Annotated in this window: 19 protein-coding genes and 2 pseudogenes; 10 read left to right on the top strand and 11 right to left on the bottom strand. The window is 66.2% G+C overall.

The features are described 5' to 3' along the window. Positions 1-89: 89 nt before the first annotated feature. The 4 genes from ACIQ7D_RS22985 to ACIQ7D_RS22970 all read right to left on the bottom strand — a co-directional run bounded on the left by ACIQ7D_RS22985 (position 90) and on the right by ACIQ7D_RS22970 (position 7,350). A complete protein-coding gene (locus ACIQ7D_RS22985; RefSeq protein WP_403940321.1) occupies positions 90-1,517 on the bottom strand; it encodes a phospholipase D-like domain-containing protein in 1,428 nt (475 codons plus the stop codon). 65 nt (positions 1,518-1,582) lie between these two features. Then, complete coding sequence (locus tag ACIQ7D_RS22980) at positions 1,583-5,119, bottom strand: AAA domain-containing protein (RefSeq protein WP_403940319.1); 3,537 nt, start codon at positions 5,117-5,119, stop codon at positions 1,583-1,585. Between the two features lie 331 nt (positions 5,120-5,450). After that, entirely contained in the window at positions 5,451-5,981 is a 531-nt protein-coding gene (locus ACIQ7D_RS22975; RefSeq protein WP_403940317.1) for an NUDIX domain-containing protein, read from the bottom strand. A 1-nt stretch (position 5,982) separates the two neighbouring features. Then, positions 5,983-7,350: a tetratricopeptide repeat protein gene (locus ACIQ7D_RS22970; RefSeq protein WP_403940315.1), complete on the bottom strand. Its 1,368-nt coding sequence runs from the start codon at positions 7,348-7,350 to the stop codon at positions 5,983-5,985. A gap of 181 nt (positions 7,351-7,531) precedes the next feature. Here ACIQ7D_RS22970 and ACIQ7D_RS22965 point away from each other — a divergent pair, with 181 nt between their 5' ends. The 6 genes from ACIQ7D_RS22965 (at position 7,532) to ACIQ7D_RS22940 (ending at position 11,920) form a co-directional block, all read left to right on the top strand. Next, entirely contained in the window at positions 7,532-8,281 is a 750-nt protein-coding gene (locus tag ACIQ7D_RS22965; protein ID WP_403940314.1) for a hypothetical protein, read from the top strand. Positions 8,282-8,357: 76 nt separating this feature from the next. Continuing rightward, a complete protein-coding gene (locus tag ACIQ7D_RS22960; RefSeq protein ID WP_403940312.1) occupies positions 8,358-9,269 on the top strand; it encodes an aminoglycoside phosphotransferase family protein in 912 nt (303 codons plus the stop codon). Further along, positions 9,270-9,962 (top strand): class I SAM-dependent methyltransferase, encoded by a 693-nt coding sequence (locus tag ACIQ7D_RS22955; RefSeq protein WP_403940310.1) that lies wholly within the window; start codon positions 9,270-9,272, stop codon positions 9,960-9,962. 15 nt (positions 9,963-9,977) lie between these two features. Continuing rightward, a complete protein-coding gene (locus tag ACIQ7D_RS22950; protein WP_403940308.1) occupies positions 9,978-10,523 on the top strand; it encodes an HAD domain-containing protein in 546 nt (181 codons plus the stop codon). A 115-nt stretch (positions 10,524-10,638) separates the two neighbouring features. After that, on the top strand, positions 10,639-11,304 hold the full coding sequence (locus ACIQ7D_RS22945; RefSeq protein WP_403940306.1) for a hypothetical protein: 666 nt from the start codon (positions 10,639-10,641) through the stop codon (positions 11,302-11,304). An 82-nt stretch (positions 11,305-11,386) separates the two neighbouring features. Continuing rightward, a complete protein-coding gene (locus tag ACIQ7D_RS22940) occupies positions 11,387-11,920 on the top strand; it encodes an SMI1/KNR4 family protein (RefSeq protein WP_403940304.1) in 534 nt (177 codons plus the stop codon). A gap of 51 nt (positions 11,921-11,971) precedes the next feature. On the opposite strand, the pseudogene ACIQ7D_RS22935 reads toward ACIQ7D_RS22940, so the two are convergent. From ACIQ7D_RS22935 to ACIQ7D_RS22920, 4 genes and pseudogenes are all read right to left on the bottom strand, one after another. Then, positions 11,972-13,677 (bottom strand): annotated as a pseudogene (locus tag ACIQ7D_RS22935) (relaxase/mobilization nuclease domain-containing protein). Then, a pseudogene (locus ACIQ7D_RS22930) lies at positions 13,667-14,321 on the bottom strand (hypothetical protein). Before ACIQ7D_RS22930 ends, ACIQ7D_RS22935 begins: the two co-directional pseudogenes overlap by 11 nt. A gap of 178 nt (positions 14,322-14,499) precedes the next feature. Continuing rightward, the gene (locus ACIQ7D_RS22925) at positions 14,500-15,963 is read right to left on the bottom strand and encodes a DUF3631 domain-containing protein (protein ID WP_403940302.1); all 1,464 of its coding nucleotides are present in this window, start codon (positions 15,961-15,963) and stop codon (positions 14,500-14,502) included. Between the two features lie 143 nt (positions 15,964-16,106). Continuing rightward, positions 16,107-16,301: a helix-turn-helix transcriptional regulator gene (locus ACIQ7D_RS22920; protein ID WP_403940300.1), complete on the bottom strand. Its 195-nt coding sequence runs from the start codon at positions 16,299-16,301 to the stop codon at positions 16,107-16,109. A 120-nt stretch (positions 16,302-16,421) separates the two neighbouring features. Here ACIQ7D_RS22920 and ACIQ7D_RS22915 point away from each other — a divergent pair, with 120 nt between their 5' ends. Then, a complete protein-coding gene (locus tag ACIQ7D_RS22915) occupies positions 16,422-16,919 on the top strand; it encodes a helix-turn-helix transcriptional regulator (protein WP_403940298.1) in 498 nt (165 codons plus the stop codon). A 24-nt stretch (positions 16,920-16,943) separates the two neighbouring features. Next, positions 16,944-18,062, top strand: coding sequence for a tyrosine-type recombinase/integrase (locus ACIQ7D_RS22910; RefSeq protein WP_403940296.1), 1,119 nt, complete (start codon positions 16,944-16,946; stop codon positions 18,060-18,062). 108 nt (positions 18,063-18,170) lie between these two features. Here the strand turns inward: ACIQ7D_RS22910 and ychF are convergent, their stop codons facing one another. After that, entirely contained in the window at positions 18,171-19,259 is a 1,089-nt protein-coding gene (gene ychF / locus ACIQ7D_RS22905) for a redox-regulated ATPase YchF (RefSeq protein WP_403940294.1), read from the bottom strand. Between the two features lie 246 nt (positions 19,260-19,505). Here ychF and ACIQ7D_RS22900 point away from each other — a divergent pair, with 246 nt between their 5' ends. After that, positions 19,506-20,120: a DUF6542 domain-containing protein gene (locus ACIQ7D_RS22900; protein WP_403940292.1), complete on the top strand. Its 615-nt coding sequence runs from the start codon at positions 19,506-19,508 to the stop codon at positions 20,118-20,120. Between the two features lie 27 nt (positions 20,121-20,147). On the opposite strand, the gene ppgK is transcribed toward ACIQ7D_RS22900, so the two are convergent. After that, complete coding sequence (gene ppgK, locus ACIQ7D_RS22895) at positions 20,148-20,885, bottom strand: polyphosphate--glucose phosphotransferase (RefSeq protein ID WP_403940290.1); 738 nt, start codon at positions 20,883-20,885, stop codon at positions 20,148-20,150. A 132-nt stretch (positions 20,886-21,017) separates the two neighbouring features. Next, entirely contained in the window at positions 21,018-22,043 is a 1,026-nt protein-coding gene (locus ACIQ7D_RS22890; RefSeq protein ID WP_403940288.1) for a 4-hydroxy-3-methylbut-2-enyl diphosphate reductase, read from the bottom strand. Positions 22,044-22,129: 86 nt separating this feature from the next. Between ACIQ7D_RS22890 and ACIQ7D_RS22885 the strand changes: the two genes are divergently transcribed. After that, complete coding sequence (locus ACIQ7D_RS22885) at positions 22,130-23,548, top strand: APC family permease (protein ID WP_403940286.1); 1,419 nt, start codon at positions 22,130-22,132, stop codon at positions 23,546-23,548. Positions 23,549-23,605: the final 57 nt, after the last annotated feature.

The following is a 23,605-nucleotide window of genomic DNA, read 5'->3' as shown; positions in this document are numbered from 1 at the left end:
GTCAGCCCGCCCCCTTGTGGATACCGCATGCCCCCGTGATACCGCACGGGCGACGAGCCGTCAGCCCCTACGACTCCACGAGTTCAACCTCAGTAAGCAGAGGGTGTGTCAGCGGCTCCCAATCGGGCCATGTAGTCCGAACGAAGGCGTTTAACCTCTTCCTCTATCGTAATAAGAGTACCCCGCTCATCCCGGAAAGGACGGTTCGGGTCACCTCGGAAAGACAGCCAATTGAAGCTCGTCACGACAGCATAGGAGTGATCCACGATTAGAATTTTCGCATGAGTGTCACCCAGCCGAATAAAACGGAATTTATCGAATTCGACAGCCAGTCTTTGAAGTCTCTTCTCCGCCGCCCGATCACGTTCATTGATAAATTTCCCATCATCAATCCCGTAACCGATCACGACTGCAACATCCGACTCCAGTAGACGCCTAACACTCTTAACGAATCGATCATCGATTACCGCAGCCCGAATCCATGGCGAGATAATCAATAGCTGCTCTTTAGCTGCGTCAAGAGCGTCGGCCAGGAGTGGTGCGTGCTCATGCACTTCAAGAACTCGCACAGGGATACGCTTCAGTGTCGCCTCTGCATCATCTAGACGCCTAGCTACACCAGTCGCCAGATCTACGAGCTGTTCTCTCTTTTCAGCAGATGCTTTCTCGGTCTGCTCTTCCAAGCTGGAGAGTTGAACTCTAAAATTCTCAGTCGTCCTCCTAATTGTTTCAACTTCGGCGTCATCTGCCCGTTGCTTAATAAGTTCGTCGCCAAGCAACGCATCCACCACGGAATCAGCATCCCGAAGCGATCCGACGATTCCGATTTTTCGCTGCCCTTCCGCTTTCGCGAAGGCTAGATCATGCTCCTCGCTGACCCTACCGTCAATCGCAAATTGGACGTAAATTTCTTCCGGGCGATCTACAGATTCAAATACCAGGGCAAGGGCGCGCACAAAGAATTTCTCTCGCTTTCCATCGAGAGTCATTACCGTCAATAGATCATGCTGGGCAGTTTCCGTGATACGCCGAAGGACCGATGCTACGGCCGAGGTGTCCTCTGGGCTCACAGCCGGAGGGTCTGCCGGAAAGGCGGGAATCTCCAAGATGTGCAGATCTCTAAGGTCCCGAGGGCGCCAGCGCATAGATTTTTCGACAAAAACATATTTCCGCGTCAATCCATCATATGCCATCCGAAGAGTTCGCTCTTCCGGGGTAATATCTGTCAGCTCTTTTGCCGCCCGCTTTCCACGGTCAGAAAGTACATACCGAACCACTTGCGTCTTGCTTGTGCCTGGCACAGCAATAATGTGCCCCGAAAGGACGAGCCGCCCCATGGCAGCATCTACCACTTCCACAGGAAGCACGAGAAAGCCGGCTACGTCGTCACTGACCGCGAGCCCAGCCTCGATGCAGCGCAAAATGAACTCGTCGAGAACGCCTAGCGACTTATTCTTGAGAAGCCTGCAGCGAATCGGTACATCCCAATGAGGAAGTCCTACCTCTCTGTAGGTCACCAACCGATACCCGGGGCGCTTGGACAATCTCCGCACCGTCTCCTCGACGGCAAATTCATTCATGGCTACTCCGCCGTTTCAATTTTGCAGTCGCTGGCACGGACCATGTAGTTGCGAATTTTATACAAGGGGTTGACCGACTCGGAAGCAGATTCAATGAATCCGGCGTCACCCACAATCACAAGCGCGTCCCGGGCGCGAGAGACTGCAACATTGACGCGCTCCTCGCTTCGAAGAAACCCTAGATCCCCACTAACGTTGGACCTTGTGACGCTGAAGATTGCAATATCCGCCTCTTGCCCTTGATAGGAATCTACGGTTGCAACCCTGACTTTCAACAGCGATCGACCCAAGTCACCGCTGGCAAGAGTTTCGGTGATCTCGCGCCTTTGGGCTTCGTATCCTGTCAACACAGCAACGCTCAAGGGATCCGAATTTTGCTGCTCTGCCACCCATTGAAGACGATCCAGAATCCCAGCGATTACTCGCGCTTCACCCTTATTGCGTGTGCTTTTACCCGAGCGGCTTTCACGCCTGTCTTGCCTCTTTACCGTGTTCATCCAAACAGCAGCGGAGCCCAAGGCCATCTGCACAACTGGTGACAGGTTTCGAGGTTCCGAGGTGAGGTCGCCGCCATAGAAACATGTACTCACCAATTGGCCGATGGCAGGGTGCATACGATGCTGATGCGTCAGCGAGACTTTGCATGAATCAGGCAGGCGTTCGGAAAGGACCGAGAAGAGTGTTTCACGAACCTGTTCTCGCGTGATATTGAACTGCTCCAAAAGCGAGGGCGCTTCGAGAGCCTGCTCGACGAATGGCGGAAGTTGTCGATCATCTCCCACGAGTACCCACCGGCGGCTAGCTGCCAACGGCACAAGGGACTCGGTTGTTGTCGCCTTCGACGCTTCGTCGATAATGCACAGATCATAGTGCGTTGATTCTGCTCCTCTGACACCCGTCAGACCCACGCAAGTAGCTGCCACGACCTGTGCACGCGCTATGAGAACTGCGGTAAAATCCTTACTCCTACCGAAACGTTCTTCCCAATCAGAGGCAATGGCCTGAAGGCTCGTCAAGCGTGGGTCATCGACAGCGGATCGAGAGAGGGCCGAGTTGATTAGATCCTCGATCGAGGTATTGCCATCTTTACCCATCTCTTCGATCAGGACGCGGCGAGCATTCTCGCGAGCAGTCACTTGAGTTTGAAGATCATCCCGCCAATCGGCAAGTCGCGCTTCCATCTCGACGAGATTCGCTCCAAGCGGTCCGCCTGTTTCCAGTTGCGAGGCAAGATCCAGGCCGATCTGGATGAACCGTTCGGCCGCTGCGGCCAGTTCCGTCCCGGATCCGTGTTGTGCAGCACTCTCGATGGTCGACGCGACATCGAGGATCGGCCCCGCCATGGAGTTCACACGCTCAATTTGTTCCATCAACACGCGCCGGTTGCCTTGCTCGCTGCTCAGTTGAGATTCGAGCTCACATGCACGCTCTTGGCGACGCCGCAATTCGAGAGCAGAATTCTTAAGGTCTGTAGCATCAAGATCAATACCAAGACGTGCGGCGTACTCCTTAATAAACCTTCGACTTTCCTTCAGGACAGAAATGCGCCATTTATCCATCTGGGGAATTATCGACAGAGGCTCCACATCCTGGGCAAGCCTGTCCGAACGACCTAGCCTAAGCAGCGTGGCTGTGGGTTCCAATTCCTGAATGCGCAGTAGAGCATTGTCCAATGCGATGTGCGTTTGCGAGGTGAGCACGATCCGAGAATCTGGATTGCTGCGTAGGTGTTGCGCAACGAGTTCTGCGATAAATGTCGTTTTGCCAGTCCCTGGAGGCCCCTGAACAAGTAGAAAGTCGCGCGCTCCCAGAGAAGCCGCCACGGCTTTCCGTTTAGCTTCATCGAGGCCCGCTTGCGCATATTCGTCAATTTCCACAGCTTGTGGCACGGCGCTCTTGCGCGGATCCAGGAGTATTTCTTGCAGATCCGGACGTGCTGATTTGCGATTTACGATCTGGTCCAGCGCGTCACGCTCCCTCTTGAGTTTGGACTTGGATGCCTCGGCATCGAACTCAAGAATGCCATGCCTAGGTAGTTCGCCGGCACTTCCTTTAGTGATGTAGAGGATCGCCTCGTTATTTTCGACCCCTTCGACTTCGCCAAATAGAACTCGACGATTTCCGGAACGGACGAGTCTAGACTCCCCCGGCTCCAATCCTGAGCCGTCCGCCACCGTGAAGCGAACTCTGTTTCCATCACGTCGAAATTTATCGTAAGCTACCCGGCTTCCTCTCTCATTCTCGAGGAAGAATTTGGCATTAAGAGTCGAGCGCCAGGACGAGAAAGCTTCCGCCTCAGCCGAAAGGACCTCAGACTCAGCTCTCTCGGCGTCTCTTTCGCTTACCATCGCCATCTGGTCGGCAAGCTCACCAGCTGCTCTGACTGGATCCGTAGGTACGCTGAGGCGTAGCTTCATCCTAGGGCGATGCCAATTCGCTCGCGCGAACTCAAGAAGTTGTGCCGGCGCCATTTGAATACGAAGCACACGAAGGATTCCCTGGCGTACTCGGTGGGGCTGAGTGCGGAGGATGTATGTCTGCCCTGCGATCTGCAAGTCGGGAATCGCGCCCACGCGAGCATCGTACGATAGGGCGCCAACCGCGATGACATCCTCTAGGATCTGCTCCTTGGTCGCACTGTTTCGATATTGCTTGTGAAATGCCTCTAGTACCGAGTTCGGAAGATCGAGGAAGAGTTCGGCTTCGGGTGCCCTCCGTCGTTCCCTGCCGTCCTGGATTGCTGATAGCTGAGCGCGGAGAACGCCAGCACTCCCTGGACGCTCTTCTATCTTATTTGACAAGCACGGGGAAAGTGCTGAATAGATATCCGGAGGCAGATCTAGCTGTTCGAAACTAGATCTTACTGATGCTTCATCGGCAGGAATGTTTCCCGACAAGCAGACAACAACCAAGACCGCAAATGAATAGATGTCATAGGCAGCCGTTGGGGTTCGTGTTCCACGTTCCTCCGGGGCGTAGGGAATCGTCCCCAGCGGCGCCATAGTTTGTCCAAGACTGACGGTTTCAGCAAGTCTTGTGGTCCCAAAATCTGCAACCTTAAAGCGGCCGTGTTCTGAAACAAGAATGTTCTCTGGCTTGATGTCACGGTGGACGAAACCCTCCGCATGAATGACCTCTAGGCCAGACAAGACATCTCGGGCGACAGGCCAGAAGTCGTCCCATCCTTCTATATTGAGAGCTTCAAGCCCATCAAGGAGATCTTTTTCGAGCCATTCGAAAACTAGGTAAGGTGCTCCGTCATCGCATCGGCCCCAGTCGATCATGCGGGCCAGGTTCGGATGGTCTCCGAGAGCCTGGTAGGCGCTTAATTCGTTAGTCCACGCCGCCTTCAGTACACGATCGTCGAGAATCCTTGACGGCTTGAATACTTTAACTGCGACGTTCTCGTTATCGTTTCCAAGGTCCACGGACTTAAATAGTTTCGCATGCCCGCCCTCGCTCGTGGGAGAGTCAGGCATGGCAAAGCGCTGACCAATGATAATCGGCAACGTTAATTCCTCCCCGTTGAACGTCACCACCCAATTCCATCCGGAGGCGGGCGACCGACGATGCCACGCTCTGATGGCGCACGATCAGTTGTACAACAGTCATTCAGTCAGTGGGCGGGTTTGTGGATATTTCGTGCAGGGCTGCAGCCCGACGATGCACTAAATGCCCAATTTCGCACTCATATTAATCATCTCGGGGCGGTATACGCCACGTTGGTCTGCCAACTCAGCTTGGGCGATACCCTCAACAGGCAACATGCTCGTCCTGTGCACGTTGCGTGATCGGCGGGAAACCCCGTGGCAGCGGCCACGTTGACTGGTTCCACAACCGAGTCGGTGATCGGCCGTCCATCCACAACTCCTACGTCCAGCCGTCAAGGGACACCTGGGTGCCACTTTGGAGGTAGCGGCCAAGGGCGCTGGCGGTGGTGTGGACGAAAGCCCCGGGGATGGCGTTGGCGTCGACCCAGCAGACCTGGGAGTGCTTGCGAGGTTCGCGGTTCTCTGGCTCGCCGGTCCATTCGTGGGCGACGAAGACGACCGTGAGGAAGCCGTTGGGGGCTTCGACGCCCCAGGCGCCGTGGATGATATGGGCGACCTTGAGGGACTCCGGCTTCACCGTGAGGCCCGTCTCCTCGTAGAGCTCGCGGACCGCGGTTTCGGTGATGGGCTCGCCCGGCTCGCTCTTGCCGACGGGGAGATCCCACAGGCCCTGGGCGAACTTGGCGTTCTCGCTGCGCTGGAGGAGCACGACGCGGTTGGTGGCCTTGTCATGGACGATGACGGCCGCGACCAGCAGGGTCATCGATTCGAGCGCCGGCTTGAGGGCTTGGGAGCGGTCGTCGGTCTGCTGAGCCACGGGGTTCCCTTCGTCAGGCGGGTTGTTGGGCATGTTAGGCGAGGGCCTCGCGAGCGCGGCGAGCGAGATCGGCGGCACCGGGTACCTTGCGCCGCTGGTAGACCGCGAGCGTCGAGCGGATCGAGGTGATCGCCTTCCGGGTGCGGTCGGAGGTCATGCCCTCCATGAGGACCAGGGCCTGGGTCCAGGCCGCGACAGCTTCATCGGCTCGGGCCTGAGCGGCGAGGCTGTCACCGAGGTCGGCATGGGTGAGGGCATGGACTCGCTTGTACTTCTCCGGGTCCCAGCGGGTGAGGGCGTCGCGGTGCTGTTGTTCCGTACCGATGTGGTCGGCGAGGTCGGTCAGCGTGCGTGCGGTGTGGCTGGCCACGGTGCCGGCGGCGGGGCCGCTGACGCGGGAGAAGCTGGGCTGGGGACCGTCCTCGCGCAGGAGGGCGTCTTCGGCGGCGAGGAGAGCGCGGGCGGCCAATGGGTTCTCGCCGACGGCTGCGTAGGCGCGGGCGTGCGTGATGTGGAGGAGCGCTTCGGTCTGGCCGTCCACGTGGCCGAGGCCGCGGGCGAGGGCGCCTTTGACGAGGTCCACGCAGTGGTGGGGTTGCTTGAGGCTGAGGGACTGGTGGGCGAGGGCGCGCATCATCCAGGCGGCGTGGCCGTGGGGGTCGGCTTCGTAGGCGAGTTGGTAGCCGAACTGGTAGTAGCGCTGGGCGGCGCCTTCGTGGCCGAGGTCGTGGTGTTTCCAGCCTGCGAGGTAGGCGAGTTCGGCGACGGCGCCGAAGGCGGTCTGGCGTAAGGCTTCTGTGAGGAAGCGGCCGCGCAGCATGGGGGCTGCCGTGTCGGCGAGGTACGCGGTGACCGTGGTTAGGCCGTGGCCGCCGCCGAGGCGTTCGTCGGCGGCGCTGAAGGCTTCCGTGATCTGTCGTACGACGTCGATGTCGTCGCTGCCGACGAGGGAGCGGGCGGTGCGGGCGCGGAGCATCCGCGAGGTGGCTTCGTGGTCATGCAGGAGCGGCATGGCCACGCCGGCCGTGGTAAACGCGGCGATGGCGAGGAAGCGGCGGCGTTCGACGTCCGCACGGCCGAGATCGGTGACCGCGGTAACGGGGTCGGTGTCCAGTGGCGGCTCCGCGTCGGGTGAGTGGAGACCGAGCTCGGTTCGGGTGACGACGCGGCCCAGCCGCCGGGAGAGCGCTTCGGCGAGGTACTGCCCTGCCTGGCCGGACGGCGCGCGTGCACCGCCCACCCAGTGGGAGATCGCCGACTTGTTGGTCTGGAGCAACTCGCCGTTCTCGGCGGCGATGCGGCGTACGTCCTTGGCGAGCGCGTCGTACGTGCACCCGGCCGCGTTGATCGTGTCGCGCAGGCGGGAGTTGGCGCTAGTCGGTGCCGACACGATCGCCTCCACTCCGGATCCGTAAACCGTGTATACCGCTTGACCTCGGTCACACCGTACCCACTCTGCGTAGCGAGCGGTTCACTTATCGACAGCCGCCCCACTCTCAGGCCGGGCGGCCCCAAGTTCCGTACGCCCTAACGGGTTCGGGCATTCCTATGCCCCGGCCCGGACGATCAGAGACGGAGACACGGTGACCACCATCGACACCGCGACCATCACGGTCGAGCTGCCCGACGCCTTCGACCCGCGCTGGAACCGCCTGCCCGGCATCCACGTGGACGGCCGGCGCATCACCATCGACCCGGCCGAGTACTTCTTCCGCTTCGAGTCCAGCCCCTGGCTCGTCGCCGACTGGGACCTGGTGAAGGCCCAGCTCCTCGACGTGGACGAGACGACCGAGAGCACGGTCGAGCAGCTCGCGCTCGACTTCATCAAGAACCACGGCCAGTCCACCTCCGACGCCGCCCGCGTGTTGACGACGGCGTACGGGGTGTACTCGTACCTCTTCCGCAAGGAGCACCTGGCGAGCCTTGGTCTCCCTCAGGTCACAGCCGACCACCTGCGCATGCTGCGCGAGGCGGCCACGCTGATGGCGCTCAACAAGGTCGAGCTGAACGGGCACATCTCCAACGTCGGCCCGTGCTGGTTCTTCCCCGCCGCAACCTCCGTTGTCTTCGACCTGGACGAAGCGACGGGCGGAATGCTGGACGAGGTCTACCACGGCAGCTGGTTCAACGAGCACCGCCGGATCGAGTCCATCAAGGCCCACGCCGCGCTCGGCGGCCGGCTCGTGCACGGCTGCCAGTCCGTGCCGGACCAGTCCGGCGGCGTCGTCGCGCCCTACGGTGCCTCGATGGCCAACTTCCGTGACGACCTGGCCGAGTTCAAGGCGGGTTGGATCGAGCAGGTCTACGCCCACCGCGTGCCCGCAGCCGAGTAACCCCAACCCAGTACGGCTCCGGGGCGGGCCAGCTCGCGCGCCCGCCCCGGAGCCCACCAGTCTCCTGGAGACCCCCATGGACCAGAGCCTGTCCGCCGCCCTGCTGAACGACCTGTGCACCCTCGTCGGCAAGCCCCTCCCCGAACGCGCCGAGATTCGCGTCTGGGGCATGTCCGGCGTCGAACGCGTCACCTTCCCCGACGGCACCACGGCCGTTTTCAAGTACGCCAAGGAGCCCTTCGACCGCGAGGCCCAGGCCCTGCGGCTGGCCCACCAGCGCGGGCTCCCGGTCCCTGCTCTCCACGCCACCGCCATGCAGGACAACTGGCTCGGGATGCTCATGGACGACCTCGGCACCCCCGTACGGAACGCAGACGACCTCGACGGTGTCGCCGCCGCCGTCATGCTCCATGCCGCCCGCCCTGCGGGCGGTCTGTCCCTCCTCGACGGGGCGGGCCTCGGAGCCCTGCCCGGCCGAGCCCTCGATCACCTCCAGCGGCTGCGGAAAGCCGACCGGTGGACGGACTGCGCCGACATCGAGACCGCTCTGGGGAAGATCTCCGCCGCAGCCGAGTCCCGTGTCCAGGGGGCGACGCTCGACCCGTTCGGCTGGGTCCACTCCGAGTTCCACCCCACGAGCGTCCACATCGGAGAACACGGCTGGCACCTCCTCGACTTCGCCCGCGCCTTTACCGGTCCCGGCCTGATCGACCTCGCCTCGTACCACGGCACCACCGACGTGCCGAGCCCCTTCCGCATGCGGGTGTTCCTGGAGCAGTACGTCACCGCGGGCGGGCACGAGGACGCTCTCGCCGCGCGGGGCGGACTGGCCGCAGAGGCATGGGCCCTGGGCTGGCACCGCATGTGGGCCGTGGAGTGGTTCATGGAGCAGGCCATCCGCTGGATCGACGATCCGGCCAAGGACCCCGCGTACATCCCCGTTGTCCGCCGCCACCTGGGCGACGTGGTCCAACTCCTGGAGGTCTAGGTGCTCGCCCAGATTTCCCCCTGGTACGCCCACGCAGCCCAGCGCACAGCCGCTGCCCCCTCACACGCCCTCACCGCGCCTGCCCGGATGGAATGGAGCACCCACGCCGGCCTCGGTCCCGGCGCCGAGATCCTGGGCCGGGACCTCTGCGGCAAGCGCGTCCTGGAGCTGGGCTGCGGCCCCGGCCACAACGTGGCCCACCTCGCGAAGCACCACCAGGCCCGCGCCACCGGCGTGGACCTGGTCGGCCTCCAGGTACGCCGGGCCCGCTCCCACTACGGCCACATCGACGGCGCCACCTTCGCCGCCGACCACGCACTGCACCACCTACAGGCCACCGGCCAGACCTTCGACGCGATCTACTCCGTCTTCGGCGCCGTCGGCCTCGTCGCCCCAGAGCTCCTCCTCGCCGCAATCTCCCGACGCCTGAAACCGGGCGGTGTCCTGGCCTTCTCCGTCCCTCACCCGGCACGGGCCGGAAGACATCCATCCACGGACGACCGTCCGCGCGAGGACTACGTCACCATGCCCGACCGCACCCGACTTCCCCTCGCCCGACGGGAGTTCGACGCCCGCCGCTGGGGAGCCCACCTCTCCCGGACCGGCCTGCGCATCACATCGGCGCTGGAGCTGCGGCACCCGCGCCGCGACCCGTGGCCCACCACCCTCCTGATCACCGCCCGCAAACGCTGACCGATGGAGGAAACGATGCCCCTGCCCTACCTGCTCCTGGACATCGACGGCGTCCTCATCCCGTTCCCGGCCGCCGACGGCAGCACCCCGCCCACCCATGTCCGCCACACCGTCCTGCCCACCGGTCGGCATCCCGGCAACCCCGTGCCCATCTGGCTCGACCCAAGTCAGGGCAGCATCCTCACCGCCCTCACGACCAGCGGACTCGTCACCCCCGTGTGGTGCACGAGCTGGCGCAAGGACGCCACCACGATCATCGGCCCCCTCCTGGGGCTGTCCGACTTCCCTTACCTCGACCTGCCTAGACCCCAGATCACCACCAGCCATCCCGACGGCTACCTCTGGAAACGAGACCACGTCGACGTCTGGCTGGCAGACGCCCCCGCCGTCTGGATCGACGACGACTTCACGGGCCTCGACCGCGACTGGGCGGCGGAGCGCACTACGAAGGGAACGGCGACCCTCCTCATTCAGCCCGACCCGCACCTCGGTCTACAGCCCGAGCACCTGACTGAGGTCACGAGGTGGGTCACACAGGTACCCACAGCTCGCGCAGCCTGACGACCGATGCCCTCGCCGCCACGGACGGGGAGGGAAAGCGAGTCTCGCTGTTGGGGAGTTCTTCCCCGGAGGCCGGTCAAGGCCCCTCCTGCACCAGCCGGGATAGCGTCCTCGGATGAATCTTCATCTCATCAATGATGTGCCCGACGGTCTGACCCGACGAGCGCGAACCTTTGTCGGCACGCATGGCGTCAAAGTAGACGTTCGCCCCGTTGAGGGGCACCGGGGGTGGTGGCTCGAACGGGACGTTCCACCAGCGGTGATTGATCGGATGTCGGCCTACCAGGACCGATGGGGCGGTCTGCTCCTGCCACCCGCACCGCAGTACGACGGAGGCCCCAAGTACCTCGATCCGGACTCGCCGGAAGAGGACTCCGCAGGGTGGTGGTTCGAAGCCGGGATGCAGCGGACCGCAGTCCCCTACTCGTTCATGATCGATCCATCCGGTGAGTTCGGCATCCAGGCGGAAAAGTGGGCTCCTCTCCACAAAACCATCGAGGGGTGGGTGGAAGCGCTGGCCTTGGCTCACCACGCATCTAAATGGGCGAAACAGGTCACCAAGCTCGTCGGAGACGATGTCACCAGCATTGACTTGAGAGGTTATGTGCCTGTACGCGAGGTGATGGGCTTGACCGACACCTGGTGGCGAGGACCCGATGCGCTGGTCGCCCTCTACAGCGGTGAGGCCACTTCGCTGGACTTCCCCAGAGGCCGCGTTGCAGTGATCTACGCCGGCCTCGATGAGTGGGGCCTGCGAGGAGGTGTGGCCGACGACGGCTGACCTGTCGTTCACCTTGTCTCGGCTGGGATGGAGGCAAGGTAGGCAGCGGTGCCAACCAAGAGGCGATCGATAGTCTCTTCGCATGATCGCGAACGGAGATCGCCAGCTTCCTGCCGCCCTTGCCGCTGCGATGGCAGTTCGGCTCGAGTGCATCGGCGAGGACAGGGTCGATTTCGAGCCCTACGAGTCCTTTCTGACTGCCGATGAGACCACCGACTGGTTTCGCGCGTGGACAGGTAACGCCGAGCTGAACGGAGACGACTTCCGTGTCTTCGGCCAGGACGGCACCGGCGGTTACGCGGCGTTTTGGTTGGTCCGGCCGGGTAGGGAACTCGTACAGCAGCCCGTCGTCTTCCTGGGGTCGGAAGGTGAGACAGGCGTCGTCGCCAGCGACATGGGTGCCTTCCTGTGGCTTCTAGCTGACGGCTTCGGCCCGTGGGAGGCTGCCACTTCGGACGAGCCCGAGCCCGATTGGGCTCCGCAGGGCAATCGTGACCTGGCTGCAGTTGCGGAGCGATTTGCTCCGGACCACCGTGCGTCGGCCGCAGCGATCATCGCTCAGGCTGGGAACGAGTTCCCAGACTTCGATGACACCATCGAGAAGCTTTGCCGTTGAAACCGAACCGATGCCCTCGCCGCGATGGCTGGCGAGGGCATCAGGCTGGGGTCAGCGGCGCCGACTGCGGTCTTCAGCCCTCCTATCTACTGGGGCGGCCGAAGCCCCTTGTGCTGAAGAAGCCAACGACGCCTGCTTGAAGGTGCTTCGGCTGTGAGCCGCCTGCATCCGTCGATTCGGCTGGGCGGTGATGCGCCAGTTGAGGACCTCAGCAGGCCGCTCGGCGCTGGAGAGCTCGCGCTGGGAGCCCATCTCGGCCAGGAGGCGGCGAGCGTTGTGGCCCTCCGTCTCGGCGCGGGCGAGGGTGGTGGTCAGCGCAGGCCAGGAAGGGTCGGCCATGATGCGGTCGGCGTGGTCGGGGATGGCCGCGCGGACGTCCTGCTCGAAGCGGCGGGTGGGTTCGGCTCGTGGGGCGCGGCGGGTCAGATCTGCCAGGACCGGGGTGGCGGCCTGCTGGTAGCCGGCCTGGAGGTGGCGGAGGGCTTCGTCGGCTGCTGCGGCTTGCTGTTGGTGGCCGCGCTGTTCGTGCCACTTGGCGGCGGCGCGGGCCAGGTGGACGGTGGCGAGGAGAAGGGCGATGGCGAGTCCGCCGGGTTCGTTGGGGGCGTAGGCGAGTTCCTTGGCGGCTTGGCGGCTTGGCGTAGGGCGTGGGCTGCTTGGTGGTCGGCGCGGGTGGCGGATCGGCGGGCGCGGTTGTAGGCCGAGGCGGCTGCGCGGAGCTCTGCGCGGTGGGGGCCGGGTGTGGCGCTGGCGATGTTGTAAAGGGCGCCGCCGAAGGCGGCGAGGTGACCTTGGGCGGCGGCATCGTCGTCGGAGTCGAGGGCGGTGTGCGCCATCTGTATCGCGGCGATGGTGTGCTGCCACGGCTCCGCGGGATCCGCCGGGAATCGGGGGCGGTCAGCAATCTCTTGGTCAGGGAGACGTTCGCGGAGGCGGTTGATGGAGAGGTCGGGGGCGAGTTTCGAGCCGCCGTACCAGACGGGTTCGCCGGCGTTGTTGGTGTCGCCGGGTGCGGCGAGGCTCTAGCCGATGACGTCGCCGCTCTCGGGGCCGAGGCGTGTCTTGACCTTGATGCCGAGGGACTGCAGCACGGTGAAGTAGTCGGCCTCGGTGTGCACGGCGGCGGCGACCGCGTAGGCCCGCTCGCGCAGCCAGTGCCGTGCCGTCACCGTCTGGCCCTGGCGCTCGGCCTTGGCGCGTTCGGCGCCGGTGGGGGTACGGGGAGCCGTGAGGTCACCGGACTTCAGGCGGCGCAGGCCGAACTCGGTCTCGATCCTGCGGCACTCGGCCTGGGCACGTCGGCCGTCCTGGTGGGTGCGGGGGCGGCGTCCGTCGGCGCGGACGGTGGTGGCCATGATGTGGATGTGGTCGTCGGCGTGACGGACCGCGATCCATCGGCAGGCCCTCTCGTCGCCGTCGGGGGCGATGCCCGTGGCGTGCACGACGCGGCGGGCGACCTCGGCCCACTCGGTGTCGGTGAGGTAGCGGTCGCCGGGGGCGGTGCGGACCGGGCAGTGCCAGACGTGCTGAGGGGGCTTCTTGCCGCCGAGCTCGCGGGTGCGGAGGTCGACGTGGTGGTCGAGTCGTTTGGCGAGCTGGGTGTAGGTGGCGGCCGGGTCGCGGCCGGGGTCGGGGGCGCCGGCCATGTCCCAGGCGGCGACGATGTGGGGGTTGGTGTGCTCGTCGCGGCGGCCGGGGCCGAAGAGGTAGGCGATCAGTCCGCGGCTGTCGGAGCCGGTGGAGACGTCAGGAACCATGGGGCGCGCCTTCCGCGAGGAGCTGGTCCATTGAGGTGGTAGCTGCTGTGTGCCGCTTGCTCGACGTGGTCGAGGACCGCTTCCACTCGCTCGGGCACGGTTCCTCGGTTGATGGCTGCGGTGATCTGGTTGAGGTTGCTGCCGATGCGGTTGAGCGCGACCGTGTGTGCCTCGACGGCCTCGATCAGCGGGCGCAGAGGATCGTCCTCCGGGCTGCCGAGCATCCCTGCTGTGCCTCGTGCGACGGCCAGGGCGGCGTCCCCGACGAATCCGGCGAACCTCTGACCACGCTGCTGAGCGGCGACGTTGATCTCGTCAACCGCGCTGGGCGTGAAGCGGATGGTTTTTTCCTGGTCGCGCCTCTCGACGGTGCGCTTGCGGTTCACCTGGGCGGGTAGGGCGGGGGCGTCGAGATCCCGCCAGGAGGGCTGCTCGACGGGCGGCGGTGTCGTAGCCGGCGTGTCGGGAGGAGTAGTGGCGGCAGCGGGCCGGCCGGAGTCCTCCGCCACCCCTGGGGCGGGGACAAGCGCGGACGAAGCCTCGTTAGAGGCTCGTTCGCTCCAGCTTGCTGCTGGTCGTCGGGGGAGCCTGAACAGCTTCCTGCGACGGCAGGAGGTGGTGTCGTCGGTGCTGGATTCGGGCATGGTGGTGCTCCGTCAGTCGAGGGGTGGCGGTTCGTCGCGTCCGTCGCATCCGTCGCATGGCTGGTCAGCACAGGTACGGAGGTAGCCGCAGGTACGGAGTGATCCGTAACGGCGAGGAGATCCGTCCCCGCGCTGACCTGCGCGGGGACGGATGCGACGGATTGATGCGGACCTGGTGTCAGCGAGCGGGCCTGGGGCCTGCGGGCCCGCCCGGCGGGCCGGTGGGCAGCGTCCCGGACGGAGGGGCGGGTGGCCTGCCCGGGGTCGGCCGTGCCGGGACCTCAGCGGTGGGTACCGACGGGGCGGGGTCGGGGCAGTAGCGGGCCCAGGCGTCCACGAACTGGTTGCGGGCGTACGCCTTGGCCTGCCTGCCGTTCTCGAACCGGTAGTTGGCCGGGCTGATACCGAAATCGCGCAGCAGATTCGCCAAGTGGTAGGCGTTCAGACCCTTCGTGCCGTACTCCGCCCACGGGGCCTCGGCGTCCTGGATCAGCACGGCGAGCAGGTCCTGGCTGCGTAGTGCCTCCTTGCTGCCCTCCTGGTCGAAGACTCGGCCGATGTCACGCAGCAGCCGCGTCTTCAGCGTCGTCTGCTCGTCTTGGACCACCTCGCTGCGCGTCATCGCCAGACAGGCGGCACTGGCCCGCGCGGGCCAGTGCCTACCGGCGAGATCGGCGACGATGACGAGCGGCTCCCATGTGTCGGCCGCGCGGTCCTCGACGGGCATCTTCGGCACCATGCCTGCGACGGCGCCGCGCAGCGGGACCAGCCAGTCGGCCAGCCGGTCGCGAATCGCGTGCAGCTCCGGCACGGAGTACCGCGAGCGGAACGGGGTGATCCGCTCCCCCGGCTTGCGCTTCTGCATACGGATGACGATCGCCCGGTCCATGATCGTGTCCGGTAGGTCGCCGATGCCGGCCAGCGCCGCCATCGCGAAGGTGGGGAACGCGGTCGGCTTGTGCTCCGGCCCGGAGATCCGCCAGGCGGGGCGGTTGCGCTGGTGCCCGGCGTTCAGCAGGCCGCGCAGGTCCTCCTTGTCGCCCGCCTTGGGGCCGAAGATGGTGTCGGCCTCGTCCACCAGCAGCGTCGGCGGATTCTTGCCGATGACGCGGAAGACGACGGCGGGGGAGGTGTTCACCGTCATCATCGGCTGGTGGACCGTCTCGTAGAGGACATCCAGGAGACGGGACTTGCCGCACCCCTTGGTCGGCCCTACCACCGCCAGCCGTGGCGCGTGCTGAAGGCCGGGCTGAATGTGCGAGGCGGCGACCCAGAGGGTGACCGCGGTCAGGGCCTCGTCGCTCGGCAGCACCACGTACCGCCCGATCGCCGTACGGAGATCGTCCAGCAGAGCGGTGCCTGGGCCTGCCGCGCTGTCGCCGTCCTGCGCTTCCGGTGCGTGGCGAGCAGTATCGTCCGCGCTGTAAGGCACGGTGGTCGGGGTGCCGGCTTCCCCAAGCCGCGTCTCCGGCGCGTTCCGATTCGGGACGCCAGCCGAAGCATCGGTCGCGGTGGGAGCGGAATCTGGCCTCTGCTCCGTCGCTCCCTTCCGATGCCGGGGCAGGCCCTGGCCCGGGACGGCGATGGGCGGCCAGACGGCACCGGATGGGTTCGGGGCGGCGGGGGACGTAGGGTCGTCCACAGATGTTCCTCTCGGGTGGGGGCGAGACGGGCAAGGTCTCACCCCCGACCAGTTCGTTCAGGGATGGGCGACGTGCATGGGGATCTCCGGCCCTCGGCGTTGGCGCGCCGGGGGCCGTTGCTGTGTCTGGGCCTGTCGGTGGCTCATGAGGCCAGGCCCCAGTCCTCTCCGCCGTCGATCAGCGCGCGCTCGTAGCGCAGCAATTCGGTCTCGGGGTAGAGCACCCGCTTGCCGATCTTGATACCGCGCGGTCCCTTCTGGAGATGGCGCCAGTAACGGACGGTGCTCTCGGCGGTGCGGTAGCGCTCGGCGACCTCAGCGGTGGTCAGGTATCGCATGCGTTCCCATTCGGCTAGGTGTCGATTCGATCTGCATAATCAGTACCTCATGATCGGCGGTTAGCCAAACCGGGAAGCGCATGTTTCAATTCGGATAGCGATGGTCGCGATGGAGGTTCGATGGACGAGGGCATGACCGGGGGCGAGGTGCCCCTGCTCTACAGCGAGGGCAACGTGGCGGGCCGCGTGGCCCTGGAGCGCGAGGTCAGAGGCTGGAGCACGACCGAGTTGGCCGAACGCGTGACCAGAGCCGGCGTGAAGATGAACCAGACCGCCGTTTGGCGCATCGAAAACGGCTCACCCCGCCGCCGGATCAACCTCGACGAGGCGCTCGCCTTCTCCCGCGTCTTCGAGCTCCCCCTTGAAGAGCTGATGTCCCCGCCCCTGGAAGGGCTCGACATCGACAGCAGACGGCTCGTCCAGGAGGCCGTCGAAGCGTTTTACGAGACCCGCGACGCCCGCGACCGTCTGCACCGCGCCGTGGTCGCCGTCGCCGGCCACATCAAGGCCCACCCCGACAGCTCGCAGGCGATCCACGAGCAGTGCCTCCGCCTCATGGGCGACGAGCGAGACGCCCGCACCCTCAACGGCGACATCGAGGACGGGGGCCACTACTGACAACCAGCACCAAGGAGAAGTCACTTGGCGAACATCCAGAAGCGACCGAACGGCAAATGGCGAGCCCGCTACCGCGACCTCGACGGCAAGGAGCACGCCCGCCACTTCGACCGGAAACTCGACGCCCAACGCTGGCTCGACGAGGTCACGACCAGCGTGGTCACCGGTCAGTACGTCGACCCACGGTCGGCGAAGAAGCCCTTCACGGAGTACGCGGAGGAGTGGCGGGCCAGCCAGCCGCACCGGCCGTCGACGGCCAAGGCAGTAGCGCAGCACCTGCGTTGCTACGTCTACCCCGTCGGGGAGAAGCGGGCACTCGGCGCGATCAAGCCCGGTGACGTGCAGAGCTGGATCACCAGCCTGGCGACCGCCCACAAGCTCGCCGCAAGCACCTCCCGCACCGTCTTCAACACGGTCAACGCGGTCTTCAGGGCAGCAGTCCGCGACCGCATGATTCCGCACAACCCTTGCACCGATGCCAAGCTGCCCTCCGTGCCTCGAAAGAAGGTAGTGCCGCTCGCGGTCGAGCAGGTGCGGACGCTGGCCGAGGAGATACCCGGCCGCTACAAGGGCCTGGTCCTGCTGGGCGCTTGCACAGGGCTCCGCCCCGGCGAGCTCTTCGGCCTCCAGCTCCGGCACGTGGACCTGCTGCACGCCACCGTCTCGGTCGAGCAGCAGATCCAGCAGACCGCCAAGCACGGCGTGTACGTCTGCCCGCCCAAAACCGCTCGCTCGCACCGCACGGTCCCGCTCCCTCGCATGGCGGTGGATGCGATGAAGGCCCACCTGCGGGACTTCCCCGCCGATGGGCCCGAGGGCTGGATCTTCACGGCGCCGCAAGGCGGACCCGTGGTCTACACGCACTTCATGGACGGGTCCTGGCGGCCCGCCTGTGCGAAGGCCGGCATACCGAAGGGCACCGGACCTCACGCCCTCCGGCACCACTATGCCAGCCTGCTGATCAAGCACGGCGAGTCCGTGAAGACGGTCTCCGAGCGCCTCGGCCACACCAACGCGGCCATGACGCTGAACATCTACACCCACCTGTGGCCCGACTCCGAGGAGCGGACCCGGGCCGCCGTCGACAAGGCGTACGCGGACCGGTCCGCCGAGGCTCAGCCACAGGTCGACGAAGCGGCGTAACCGCTCCCCCGCGTGCCGGACTCGTCCAGCACGCTGCGGACTCCGTGCGGACCTTAAAGGCCGCCCAACCCGCTCCACCGCAGGTCAGACGGCCTTTCGCCGAACGTATTACACGTTGAACCGGAACTCCACCACATCGCCGTCCTGCATCACATACTCCTTGCCCTCCATCCGCGCCTTGCCCGCCGCGCGCGCCTCCGCCACCGAGCCGGTCTCCACCAGGGCCGCGAAGGAGATGACCTCCGCCTTGATGAAGCCCTTCTGGAAGTCGGTGTGGATCACGCCGGCCGCCTCGGGGGCCGTGGCGTTCTGCTTGATCGTCCAGGCGCGGGATTCCTTCGGGCCTGCCGTCAGGTAGGTCTGGAGGCCCAGGGTGCGGAACCCCACGTGGGCGAGGGTGGCCAGGCCCGGTTCTTCCTGGCCTACCGACTGGAGGAGTTCCAGGGCCTCGTCGTCGTCCAGTTCCGCGAGGTCGGATTCCAGCTTCGCGTTGAGGAAGATCGCCTCGCCGGGGGCGACCAAAGCGCGCTGTTCGTCCTTGAAGGTGTCGTCCGTCAGCTCCTCCTCGTCCACGTTGAAGACGTAGAGGAAGGGCTTGGTCGTGAGCAGGTGCAGCTCGCGCAGGGGCTCGGCCTTTTCGGCGCCCTGGACGATGCCCGCGGAGAAGAGCGTCTCGCCGGTCTCCAGGATGGCCTGGGCCTCCTCGATCGCCTTGACCTGGCCCAGGACCTCCTTCTTGATGCGCGACTCGCGCTGGAGGCGCGGAAGGACCTTCTCGATGGTCTGGAGGTCGGCGAGGATCAGCTCGGTGTTGATCGTGTCGATGTCGTTCCTGGGCGAGACCTTGCCGTCGACGTGGACGACGTTCTCGTCCTTGAAGGCCCGGATGACCTGGCAGATCGCGTCCGACTCGCGGATGTTCGCCAGGAACTTGTTGCCCAGCCCCTCGCCCTCCGAGGCGCCGCGCACGATGCCCGCGATGTCGACGAAGTCGACCGTGGCCGGGAGGACCTTCTGCGAGCCGAAGATCTCCGCGAGCTTGTTCAGGCGGGGGTCCGGTACGCCGACCACGCCGACGTTGGGCTCGATGGTGGCGAACGGGTAGTTGGCCGCCAGCACGTCGTTCTTGGTCAGGGCGTTGAACAGGGTCGACTTGCCGACATTCGGCAGACCGACGATTCCGATCGTGAGCGACACGTTGGCGACTTCCTGGAGTGAGGACCGGCCGGCGGCCGAGGACTGGCTGAGGACCTTCGCGGCCCGATCGCCCAGTTTACGGGCGTGGCGCGGCGGCCGACGACGGGTGCGCGGCGGCGGTCGTACGGCGCCTCATGGCGGCCGGCCCGCCGCCGGGCACCTCGAACTCACCTCCGGCGTCACCCGGAGGGCGTGTCCCGACCCCGGTTCCCCGGTTCGTCCGCCTCCGCCACCTACGTTGGTCCGGTGGAGCAGCAGCAGAGGACACGTCAGCAGCCCCAGCGGCGGCCCCGGCCGCGGCACCTCCCCGCCGCGCGCCGGCGGCGCGTGCCGCCCGTCGTGCAGCGGCTGCGCAGACTGCCCAACCCGCGGCTCACCGGGCTGGGCGCCGGGCTCTTCGCCACGGCCTCGATGCTCTTCTTCGCGTTCCTGGACACGTTGCTCTTCGATGCCGAGCCGGTGGTGTACGGGGTGCTGTTCCTGCCGGTCAGCGCCGTGACCGCGCTGTGGGTACGCCCCGCCGACCTGGTCACCGCGCCGATCACCGTCCCGATCGCCTTCGCCGTCGGCGCGCTGCCGATCGCGGGCGGGAGCGGCGGGTTCGGCGGGCAGGTCATGGGGCTCGTCACCACGCTGGCCGTGCAAGCGGGCTGGCTGTACGGCGGCACGCTCGTCGCCGGGCTCATCGCCACCGTACGGAAGGTGCGCGAGATGGGGCGGCGGCAGCTCGCCAGAGACCTGGCCGCGACCCGGGCCGCGACCCGCGCGGGCGCCGGGCCCCGGGGTCGGGCGCCCGGGAGCGGCCGGACACCGGCCCCGCGGAGCGGCGCCATCGCCTCGCGGGCGGTCCGGCGGGGATAGCCACCACCCCCGGCCGCCCGGCGCGCGTCAGCGGCCCGCCGCCGCCATCGCCGCACCGACGATCCCCGCGTTGTTCTGCAACTCGGCCGGCAGGATCTCGGCCCTGATCCCCTCGATCAGCGGGATGAACTTGTCGGCCTTGCGGCTCACCCCGCCGCCGATGATGAACAGCTCGGGCGAGAACAGCATCTCCACATGGGCCAGATACTTCTGGACCCGGTGCGCCCAGTGGTGCCAGCTCAGCTCTTCGTCGTCCTTGGCCTTCGTGGACGCGCGCTTCTCGGCGTCGTGGCCGTGCAGTTCGAGATGGCCCAGCTCCGTGTTGGGCACCAGGCGGCCGTCGGTGAAGAGCGCGCTGCCGATGCCCGTACCGAAGGTCAGCAGGAAGACCGTGCCCTTGCGGCCACGCCCCGCGCCGAAGGCCATCTCCGCCACGCCCGCCGCGTCGGCGTCGTTCAGGACGGTGGTCCGCAGGCTCAGCCGGTCGCCGAGGACCTGGCCCGCGTCGACGTCGATCCATGCCCTGTCGACATTGGCGGCCGTACGGATCACCGAGCCCGTCACCACTCCGGGGAAGGTGATGCCGACCGGCCCGGACCAGCCGAAGTGCCGGACGACCTCCACCACACCGTCGGCGACGCTCTCGGGCGTCGCCGGGTGCGGCGTGAGTACTTTGTAGCGGGGCTCGACCAGGTCGCCGCGGTCGAGGTCCACGGGCGCACCCTTGATCCCCGAGCCGCCGATGTCCACTCCGAAGACGTTCATGGACACAACGTTACGGGCAGATGCTGACAGCGACGTGCGCGGAGGACGGAACGGCTGGTCCGGCTTTCCGGAACGGTTCGCTCCGGAAAGACCGCACCCCGACCGGAACGGTTCGCTCCGGCCTTGTTCGTCCTACTTCGAGAGCGCCGCGGCCTCGGCCCGCAGATCCCTGCGCAGCTCCTTCGGGAGCGAGAACGTGATCGACTCCTCGGCCGCCTTGACGATCTCGACGTCCTGGAAGCCGCGCTGGGAGAGCCATTCCAGGACTCCGTCGACCAGGATCTCCGGTACGGAGGCACCCGACGTGACCCCGACCGTGGAGACGCCGTCGAGCCATGCCTCGTCGATCTCGGCGGCCTCGTCCACCAGGTGCGAGGCACGGGCGCCCGCGCCGAGGGCGACCTCGACGAGCCGGACCGAGTTGGAGGAGTTCTTGGAGCCGACGACGATCACCAGGTCCGCGTCGGCGCCCATCTGCTTGACCGCGATCTGACGGTTCTGGGTGGCGTAGCAGATGTCGTCGCTCGGGGGCGCGATCATCAGCGGGAACTTCTCCTTGAGGGCGTCGACCGTCTCCATGGTCTCGTCCACGGAGAGCGTGGTCTGGGAGAGCCAGACGACCTTCGACTCGTCACGTACCTCGACGTTCGCGACGTCCTCGGGGCCGTCGACCAGCGTGATGTGGTCCGGGGCCTCGCCCGAGGTGCCGATGACCTCTTCGTGGCCCTCATGGCCGATGAGAAGGATGTCGTAGTCCTCGTTGGCGAAGCGCACGGCTTCCTTGTGGACCTTGGTGACCAGGGGGCAGGTGGCGTCGATGGTGGCGAGCCCGCGTTCGGCCGCCTCCTCGTGGACGACCGGTGCGACGCCGTGCGCGGAGAACATCACGATGGAGCCCTCGGGGACCTCCGCCGTCCTGTCGACGAAGATGGCTCCCTTGTTCTCCAGGGTTTTCACGACGTACTTGTTGTGGACGATCTCGTGCCGGACGTAGATCGGCGACCCGTACTGCTCCAGGGCCTTCTCCACGGCGATCACGGCACGGTCGACACCCGCGCAGTAACCGCGCGGAGCGGCGAGGAGGACGCGTTTGCCGGCGCGGCGCGCGGCGTCTCCACTGGGGGTGGCGGCGGGCGACGGGCGGGACGTTGCAGTCATGCCTCCCATCGTAAGGCCGTGCAGAAGAGGCGGAACGTCCTGCCTCTGCACGACACTGGTGCGTACGCGATCGAGGGAGGGACCCGATGGCCGACAGCGGCACGGGTGGCAGCGGCGGGGACAGGGCCACCGCCGGAGCCGCGGGGGCGGGGGCCACGTCGGGCGGTGACGGGCTGCGGCGGTCGCTGGGCTTCCGGGATCTGGTCGTCTACGGGCTGCTCTTCATCGCCCCCATGGCCCCCGTCGGCGTCTTCGGCACCCTTGACGCCCGGTCGCACGGCGCCGTGGCCCTGGTCTATGTGGTGGCGACCGTCGCGATGGCGTTCACGGCGTTCAGCTACGCCCAGATGGTGCGGGTCGCCCCGCAGGCCGGATCGGTCTTCGCGTACGCGCGCAAGGGGCTCGGTGAGGGGCCCGGCTTCATCGCCGGGTGGATGGCGATGCTCGACTATCTGCTGATCCCGGCGGTGGCGTACCTCTTCGCGGGCATCGCGATGGAGGCGCTGGTGCCCTCGGTGGACCGGTGGGTGTGGACGGCGATCGCCGTGGTGGTCACGACGCTGCTCAACCTCTGGGGGGTACGGGCGGCGGCCCGCGTCGGCTTCGCGGTGCTGGCGATGGAGCTCGTCGTCCTGCTGGTCTTCGTCGTGTCCGCCGTGGTGGTGCTCGTACGGGACGGGGCGACGCGCGGCTGGTCGTCGCCGTTCACGAGCGATACGGGGTTCTCCCTGGCGTCGGTGCTCGGCGCGGTGTCGGTCGCGGTGCTGTCGTACCTCGGGTTCGACGCGATCGCCTCGTTCGCCGAGGAGGTGACGGGGGGTTCGCGGCAGGTGGCGCGGGCCGTGCTGTTCTGTCTGGTGCTGGCGGGCGTGCTGTTCATCGCGCAGACCTATCTGGTGGCGTTGCTGGAGCCGATGACCTCGGCGGAGCTGGCCGCCGATCCCGCGAAGCAGGGGTCGGCGTTCTACGACGCGGTGGACACGGCGGTCGGGACGTGGCTGCACGACCTGGTGGCGGTGAGCAAGGCGATCGGGGCGGCGTTCGCGGCGCTGGCCGGGCAGGCGGCGGCCGGCCGGCTGCTCTTCGCGATGGGCCGCGAGCGGCGGCTGCCGCACGTGCTGTCCCGTACGAGCGCGGGTGTGCCCCGGGTGGCGCTGCTGCTGGCGGCCGTGGTGACGCTGGTGGCCGCCGTGTGGGCGGCGCGCCGCCCGGACGGTCTGGACCATCTGGTCTCGGTGGTGGACGTGGGGGCGCTGACGGCGTTCGTGCTGCTGCACGCGTCGGTGGTGGGGTGGTTCGCGGTACGGCGCCGGGAGGGGCCGCCGCGCTGGTTCGCGCATGTGGTGCTGCCGGTGATCGGCGCGGCGATCCTGATCGCGGTGATCGTGGAGGCGGCGGTCTCGGCGCAGGTGGTGGGCGCGATCTGGCTGGCTGTGGGGCTGGTGGTGTTGCTGGTGCAGCGGGGACGCGGGGGACGGGCGGGCGCCACGCCGGCCGGCGGATGAGCCGCGAGGCCCGGCGCGGCGACGGGACGGGGCGGGCGGAGAACCGGGGCGTTGTCA

It is taken from the genome of Streptomyces sp. NPDC096310 (assembly GCF_044763125.1).
In the GTDB taxonomy this organism is placed as follows: Bacteria; Actinomycetota; Actinomycetes; order Streptomycetales; family Streptomycetaceae; genus Streptomyces.
Note: the sequence above shows the minus strand (reverse complement) of the source record. Positions and strands in the feature narration are given on the sequence as shown.